The sequence below is a fragment of the Falsiroseomonas oryzae genome, from assembly GCF_027856955.1.
GTDB classification, from domain to species: domain Bacteria; phylum Pseudomonadota; class Alphaproteobacteria; order Acetobacterales; family Acetobacteraceae; genus Falsiroseomonas; species Falsiroseomonas oryzae.
The window spans coordinates 23,137-29,466 of the sequence record NZ_JAPSMD010000021.1; the positions used below are offsets into that span (position 1 = coordinate 23,137).

Below are 6,330 nucleotides of genomic sequence, written 5' to 3' on the forward strand. Positions count from 1 at the left end.
AGGCGCACGCGATGCCGACGGAACAGCCCGACCACATCGTCCGCTCCTACGACGAGCAGCTGCGTCGCCTGCGCGACATGGTCGCGCGCATGGGCGGGCTCGCGGAACGCCAGGTGCACGACGCGACGGTGGCGCTGGTGCGCCGCGACGCGGCGCTGGCGGCCGAGGTGGTGGCGCGCGACGGCGCGCTTGACCAGCTGGAGCGCGAGATCGAGGCCTTCTGCATCCGCATCCTCGCCACGCGTCAGCCCATGGCCTCCGACCTGCGCTTCATCGTGGCCGCAATGAAGGTCAGCCACGACCTGGAACGCATCGGCGACTACGCCCGCAACGGCGCCAAGCGCAGCATCGTCGTCGCGCAGCAGCCCGCCCTCGGCAGCCTCAACGGCTTCCAGCGCATGTCCGTGATGGTGCAGGAGAACCTGAAGCTCGCCATCGACGCGCTGGTGAACGACGACGCCGATGCGGCGCAGCGGGTCTGGGCCGCGGACGAGCCGATCGACGACGTGTACAACGGCATCTTCCGCGAGATGCTGACCCACATGATGGAGGATCCGCGGAACATCACCGCGGCGACCCACCTGCTGTTCATCGCCAAAAACCTGGAACGCATCGGCGACCACGCCACCAACATCGCCGAGACCGTGCACTACGCCGTGCGCGGCGACACGCTGCCGGAAGACCGGCCGAAGGCGGATGCCTCCGCCTACGCCGTCGTCCGGCCGCCCGAATAGGCCCGTAGCCGGAGACCCGCGCGATGCCGGACAGCACCGGAAACCTCGCCAGGCCCACCATCCTCGTCGTCGAGGACGAGGCGCCGCTGCTGACGCTGCTGCGCTACAACCTGGAGAAGCAGGGCTTCCGCGTGGAGGAGGCCGCCGACGGGCAGGAGGCGCTGCTGCGCGTGGCGGAGGCGAAGCCCGACCTCATCCTGCTGGACTGGATGCTGCCCGCCCTCTCGGGCATCGAGGTCTGCCGCCAGATCCGCCGCCGGCCCGCCACGCGCGACCTGCCGATCATCATGGTCACCGCCCGCACCGAGGACCAGGACGCGGTGCGCGCGCTCGACACCGGTGCGGACGACTACATCGCCAAGCCCTTCGCGATGGAGGCGCTGCTGGCGCGCATCCGTGCGCTGCTGCGCCGATCCGGCGCGGCGCCGGCCAAGGGGCGGCTCGCCTGGCAGGACATCGTCATGGACCAGGACGCGCACCGCGTCACGCGCCGCGGCCGCGCGCTGCATCTCGGCCCCACCGAGTACCGCCTGCTGGAATTCCTGCTGCAGCATCCCGGCCGTGTCTTCTCCCGCGAGCAGCTGCTGGACGCGGTCTGGGGCCGCGACATCCACGTGGAGCCGCGCACCGTGGACGTGCACATCCGCCGGCTGCGCAAGGCGGTGAACGGGGAAGGGGAGGCCGATGTGATCCGCACCGTCCGCTCCGCCGGCTACGCACTGGATGTCGAGCAGTAGCGCCGCCTACCCCTCCGGCTCCTCGATCCGGTAGAGCGGCACCAGCGCCAGGCGGCGCAGCGCGTTGCGCGCCAGCGCCTCGATCTCGCGCCGGTCGGTGGTGTCGGGGTCCACGGCCAGCCAGGCCGCAGCCAGCCGGCGCCAGAATACCGAAAGGTCGATCAGCCGGTCCCGGTAGCGTTCCTGTTCCAGGATCAGCCGGGTGGGCGCCTCCAGCGGCATGGGGCGGCGCATCGCGGCGACGGCCTGGGCCAGCAGCGCCTCCGCCGCGCGCCTGGGGCGTGCGATCTGCGGCAGCAGGGCCTCCAGCGCGCGGGTCAGCAGGTCGCCGGCCCAGCGGCGGTCCGCGCCCAGCGCCTCCCGCGTGCGGCGCAGCATCTTCTCCATCGCCGCATAGTCGGGCTGCTGGGCGGCTGCGGCCAGGACCCGGGCATGGGCGTTGGCCAGACGCTGCAGCCGGCGCGCCAGGGGCGCGATGGTGCCCATCTGGAAGCCGCCCTGGGTGATGCAGTGGGCGACTGCCTGCTCGAACATGTCGGGCCCGGGCGGCACGCGGCGCATCGCCTCGGCCAGCGCCATGCCTTCCTCCCCCGCGGTGGCGGCCAGGCGCTCCACCAGCGCGCTGGTCGCGGCATAGAGGTGGTGGTCCTCCGGCACCTCCGGATCCTCATCCAGCAGGGCGCCGGGCATCGGGTCGCCGGGCTCGATCCGCTCCACGCAGCGCAGCGCCGCGGGCACCAGGCGCAGCAGGCGGAAGTCCCGCGTGCCCGGCGCGAGGTCCAGCATCCGGTGCGCCGTCTCGATGTCCACCATCATCCGCATGTGGGCGAAGGCCCGCACCACGGCGATGCCGCCGCCGGCGTCACGCTCGAAGGCCAGGCCCGGCGCGCGCATCCAGGTCGCCTCGAACTCGAAGCGCGGCGGCGGCCAGGCCTCGCCGTCCGGCACGCCGGGGAAGCGCACGGGGTCGAAGCCGCGCGGGTCGGGCAGGCGGGTCGGGGTCGCCGGCGGCATGAAGCCGCTGGGGTCGGGCTGGGCGGGCGCGCTGGACACGGGGAGAGACTGGCCGGGCGATGGTTAACGGCGCGTGCCCGCCCCCCGATTGACGGGCACGCCGCGGTGAGGTGAGGGTGCGCCGAGACGTCCTCCGGAGTCACGACATGCGCCGTCGCGCCGCCCTTGCCGGCATTGCCACCCTGCCGGCAGCCTTGCTTGCCGCCTGCTCCGCCACCGATCCGCTCGGCACCCAGCTCGCCGCGCAGCCGGTCCATGTGGTCTTCTTCGAGGACGACAGCGTCGCGCTCGGCGCTTCCGCGCTGACCGTCGTGCAGGACGCCGCCAACATTGCGCGGCGCTACCCGGCCGCGCCGATTCGCGTGCTGGGCTATGTGGCACCCGAACCCGACCACGCGCCGATCATGGCCCTGGCCCGTGCCCGCGCCGAGCATGTCGCGGCCGAGCTCGTCCGCTTCGGCGTGCCGCGCGCGCGGATCATGGTCAGCGGCCGCGGCGCCGCGCCCTTCGCCGTCGATGCGCCGATCGAGGCGCGCCGCGTCGAGATCCATATCGGCCCGGGCTGATGCGCCGGGCATGAGGCATTTCCGGCCGCGCAACCCGGGCTGACGGCGGGCGCGCGGCGTGGCATCGGGCGACATGCCCTATGACGGCCGATTCGCCGGCGATCCGCTGAACGTCCTGTCCGGCGTCTTCGGCCATGCCGGCTTCCGCGGCCGCCAGGAGGAGGTCGTTCGCCATGTCGCGGAGGGCGGCTCCGGCCTCGTCCTCATGCCGACCGGCGGCGGCAAGTCGCTCTGCTACCAGGTGCCGGCGCTGTGCCGGCCGGGCATCGGCGTCGTCGTCTCCCCGCTCATCGCACTGATGGAGGACCAGGTCGCGGCGTTGCGCCAGCAGGGCGTCGCCGCCGCGGCGCTGCATTCCGACCTGCCGGAAGGCGAGGGCCGCGCCATCCTGCGCGACCTGCACGACGGTAGCCTCAAGCTGCTCTACGTCTCGCCCGAGCGCCTGGTGCTCGAGGGCATGCTGAACCGGCTGGAGGGCCTGCCCGTCGCCCTCTTCGCCGTGGACGAGGCGCATTGCGTCAGCCAGTGGGGCCATCACTTCCGGCCGGAATACCGCGGCCTCGGCGTGCTGTCGGAACGCTTCCCGCGCACCCCGCGCTTGGCGCTCACCGCGACCGCCGACCCCCGGACGGTGGAGGACATCCGCGCCCAGCTCGGCCTGCAGGACGACCCGGTGTTCCGCGGCGGCTTCGACCGCCCGAACATCCGCATCGAGGCGGCGCCGCGCGAATCCGAACGCAGCCAGCTCCGCGCGCTGCTGAAGGAGCATGCCGGCCAGCCCGGCGCCGGCATCGTCTATTGCGGCACCCGCGCCCGCACCGAGCAGACCGCGGAATGGCTCCGCGCCGATGGCCATGACGCCCTGGCCTTCCATGCCGGCATGGACGCGGCGGCGAAGCGGGAGGCGCATCGCCGCTTCGCCCGCGGCGACGCCGTGGTGATGTGCGCGACCATCGCCTTCGGCATGGGCATCGACCGGCCGGATGTGCGCTGGGTGGCGCATCTCGACCTGCCGCGCTCGCCCGAGAGCTGGTACCAGGAGATCGGCCGCGCCGGCCGCGACGGCCTGCCCGCCCGCGCCCTGCTGCTCTACGGCGCCGGCGACATCGCGCTGGCCCGCCACCGCATCGAGGACAGCCCCGCCGGCCCCGAGCAGAAGCGCATCGAGCGCCAGCGCCTGGACGCCATGGTGGCCATCGCGGAGGCCGCCACCTGCCGCCGCAGGCTGCTGCTGCGCTGCTTCGGCGAGGACGCCCCCACCGAGACCTGCGGCAATTGCGACGTGTGCCTGGCGCCGCCGCGACTCTTCGACGGCACGGTTGCCGCGCAGAAGCTGCTCTCCGCCGTGCTGCGCACCGGGCGGCGCTTCGGCGTCGCGCATGTCGTGGACGTGCTGCGCGGCCGCATGACGGAGAAGGTCGCGCAGTTCGCGCATGACCGCCTGCCCACCTTCGGCGTCGGCAAGGACCTGCCCGACACCGCCTGGCGATCCGTCGCGCGGCAGCTTGTCGCGCGCGGCGCGCTGGATGTCGCCGTGGAGAACCATGGCGAGCTGGTGCCGACCGACGCTGCCCGCCCGATCCTGAAGGGCGAGGAGAAGGTGCTGCTGCGCGAGGAGGCGTCGCGTCCCGCCACGCCGCGCGGCAGGGCGATGGCCGGCGCGCCAGCCGCTTCCGGCGACCCGCTGTTCGAGCGGCTGCGCGACTGGCGCCGGGCCGAGGCGCAGGCCCAGGCGGTGCCGGCCTATGTCATCTTCCAGGACCGCACCCTGGCGGAGATCGCCGCCGCGCGTCCGCGCACGCTGGACCAGCTGGCGGCCATCCCCGGCGTCGGCGCCACCAAGCTGCAGCGCTACGGCGCGGCGGTGCTGAAGGCCCTGGCTGATTGAGAACGAGTTGCAACTGAGGTCGGAGTCCGGCTAGGTTGCTTCCAGGGACGGGAAGGCACCGGCGGTGGACTATATCTGCCTCTGCAACGGGATCACCGACGAGGAGGTGCGGCGCGCCATCTGCTGCGGTGCCCGCCGACCGAAGGAGGTCTACGAGTCGGCCGGGCACCGCGCGCAATGCGGCAAGTGCACGCGCGAGATCCTGGCGCTGCTGCGCGCTACGCCGCGGCCGGGGCCCGAGCTGCGCGCCTGACCGCTCCATGACGCCTACAGGCTGGGCGGGCGACTGAGTTCCGGCTCGACCAACCGCTCGAAGGCCGTCTCGCCGGCCGCGGCGATCGCCGCGGCGCCCACCGCCGCGCGCGGGTCCGGGGCATTGCGCCAGCGCCGATATTCGTCCTCTGCCGCGATCCCCATGCTTTCGGCCAGCAGGTGGATCCAGTTGCGCACCACGAAGCCGCCGTGACGTTCCAGTGCCACAGCCTCCCGATGGCAGGAATGGAAGACGGTGCAGAGCGTGTCCGCGCCGCTCTCCGCCAGCGCGGCCAGCGTCGCGCGGTGCGCATCGGCCAGCGCGCCCGGCACGCCGGCCAGCGAGGAGCACATATGCCCGGGCGCCCGGTAGGGGTGATCCAGCACCTCCACGCCGGGGATCATCCGCAGCAGCCCGGGTACCAGCTCGTTCACCGGCACGCGATGATGGAAGCCGAGATGCGCGTGCATCAGCACCCGTGCCGCCACGCGCCGCGCCAGCAACGGCCGCAGCCGCTCGCGCCGGTCCCAGAGCACCGTGCTGACATGCCGCGTCTCGAAGGCGGCCGGCGTCACGGGCGCCATGCCGTCCTCCATGTTCATGTGGCAGGAGGGGCACCAGGTCACCACCTGGCCGCGGCCGGAGGCGTTGAACGTCTCCACCGTGCGCCGCGCCATGCCCTCCACGATGCGCGCATTCGCCTCCTTCGGGCTGCCGCAGCAATGCGCGGGCCCGCCGGCCGGCGCGGCGTCCATGCCGACGGCGGCGAGGATGGCGGCGGTCGCGCGCACCAGCTCGCCGTGCCGCGTCATGTTGCAGCCGTACCAGAACACCGCGCGGTCCGGATCGGGCGTCACAGCCATCGTGCCTGCTCCTCCTCCGTCATGGTCAGCCGCGCGAAGGCCTTCACGCGCGCGCCGAGCTGCGTGTCCTCCTTCACGGGGATGCGCCGCGCCTCGCCGATCGCGCCCTTCGCCCGCCACTGCGCCAGCCGCAGCATGAAGGCGGCGTCCAGCTTCTCCGGGCAGGCCGGCGTGCACTGGCCGCTGCGCGTGCAGGCGGCGATCCAGGCGAGCGCGGCGGGCGAGCCGGGCCCGTCGCGCAGCACCTCGCGCATGCCGGCGGCCACCGCCTCCGC

General features: G+C 73.5%; 8 protein-coding genes. 5 read left to right on the forward strand and 3 right to left on the reverse strand.

The window, feature by feature from the left end:
• The first annotated feature begins 11 nt into the window (after positions 1 to 11).
• Together phoU and phoB are read left to right on the forward strand one after the other, a co-directional pair.
• Complete coding sequence (phoU, locus tag OZN99_RS04645; RefSeq protein WP_270934010.1) at positions 12 to 734, forward strand: phosphate signaling complex protein PhoU; 723 nt, start codon at positions 12 to 14, stop codon at positions 732 to 734.
• A 23-nt stretch (positions 735 to 757) separates the two neighbouring features.
• Positions 758 to 1,471 (forward strand): phosphate regulon transcriptional regulator PhoB, encoded by a 714-nt coding sequence (gene phoB, locus OZN99_RS04650; protein WP_270934011.1) that lies wholly within the window; start codon positions 758 to 760, stop codon positions 1,469 to 1,471.
• A gap of 6 nt (positions 1,472 to 1,477) precedes the next feature.
• Here the strand turns inward: phoB and OZN99_RS04655 are convergent, their stop codons facing one another.
• Positions 1,478 to 2,524, reverse strand: coding sequence for a hypothetical protein (locus tag OZN99_RS04655; RefSeq protein ID WP_270934012.1), 1,047 nt, complete (start codon positions 2,522 to 2,524; stop codon positions 1,478 to 1,480).
• Between the two features lie 107 nt (positions 2,525 to 2,631).
• Here OZN99_RS04655 and OZN99_RS04660 point away from each other — a divergent pair, with 107 nt between their 5' ends.
• The 3 genes from OZN99_RS04660 (at position 2,632) to OZN99_RS04670 (ending at position 5,192) form a co-directional block, all read left to right on the forward strand.
• A complete protein-coding gene (locus OZN99_RS04660; protein WP_270934013.1) occupies positions 2,632 to 3,051 on the forward strand; it encodes an OmpA family protein in 420 nt (139 codons plus the stop codon).
• A 73-nt stretch (positions 3,052 to 3,124) separates the two neighbouring features.
• Positions 3,125 to 4,939 carry a DNA helicase RecQ gene (gene recQ, locus OZN99_RS04665; RefSeq protein WP_270934014.1) on the forward strand — a complete coding sequence of 605 codons (1,815 nt, stop codon included), beginning with the start codon at positions 3,125 to 3,127 and terminating at the stop codon, positions 4,937 to 4,939.
• 64 nt (positions 4,940 to 5,003) lie between these two features.
• Positions 5,004 to 5,192: a (2Fe-2S)-binding protein gene (locus OZN99_RS04670; RefSeq protein WP_270934015.1), complete on the forward strand. Its 189-nt coding sequence runs from the start codon at positions 5,004 to 5,006 to the stop codon at positions 5,190 to 5,192.
• A 14-nt stretch (positions 5,193 to 5,206) separates the two neighbouring features.
• Here OZN99_RS04670 and OZN99_RS04675 read toward each other — a convergent pair whose 3' ends face one another.
• Positions 5,207 to 6,055 (reverse strand): (Fe-S)-binding protein, encoded by an 849-nt coding sequence (locus OZN99_RS04675; protein WP_270934016.1) that lies wholly within the window; start codon positions 6,053 to 6,055, stop codon positions 5,207 to 5,209.
• Positions 6,046 to 6,330 (reverse strand): hypothetical protein (locus OZN99_RS04680; RefSeq protein ID WP_270934017.1); only part of this gene is annotated, 285 nt, incomplete at its 5' end. The genes OZN99_RS04675 and OZN99_RS04680, both read right to left, overlap by 10 nt.

Excerpts from the sequence above, each read along its gene's own strand:
- phoU (WP_270934010.1), top strand. The coding sequence starts at position 12 with ATGCCGACGGAACAGCCCGACCACATCGTCCGCTCCTACGACGAGCAG.
- phoB (WP_270934011.1), top strand. The coding sequence starts at position 758 with ATGCCGGACAGCACCGGAAACCTCGCCAGGCCCACCATCCTCGTCGTC.
- OZN99_RS04660 (WP_270934013.1), top strand. The coding sequence starts at position 2,632 with ATGCGCCGTCGCGCCGCCCTTGCCGGCATTGCCACCCTGCCGGCAGCC.
- recQ (WP_270934014.1), top strand. The coding sequence starts at position 3,125 with ATGCCCTATGACGGCCGATTCGCCGGCGATCCGCTGAACGTCCTGTCC.
- OZN99_RS04675 (WP_270934016.1), bottom strand. The coding sequence starts at position 6,055 with ATGGCTGTGACGCCCGATCCGGACCGCGCGGTGTTCTGGTACGGCTGC.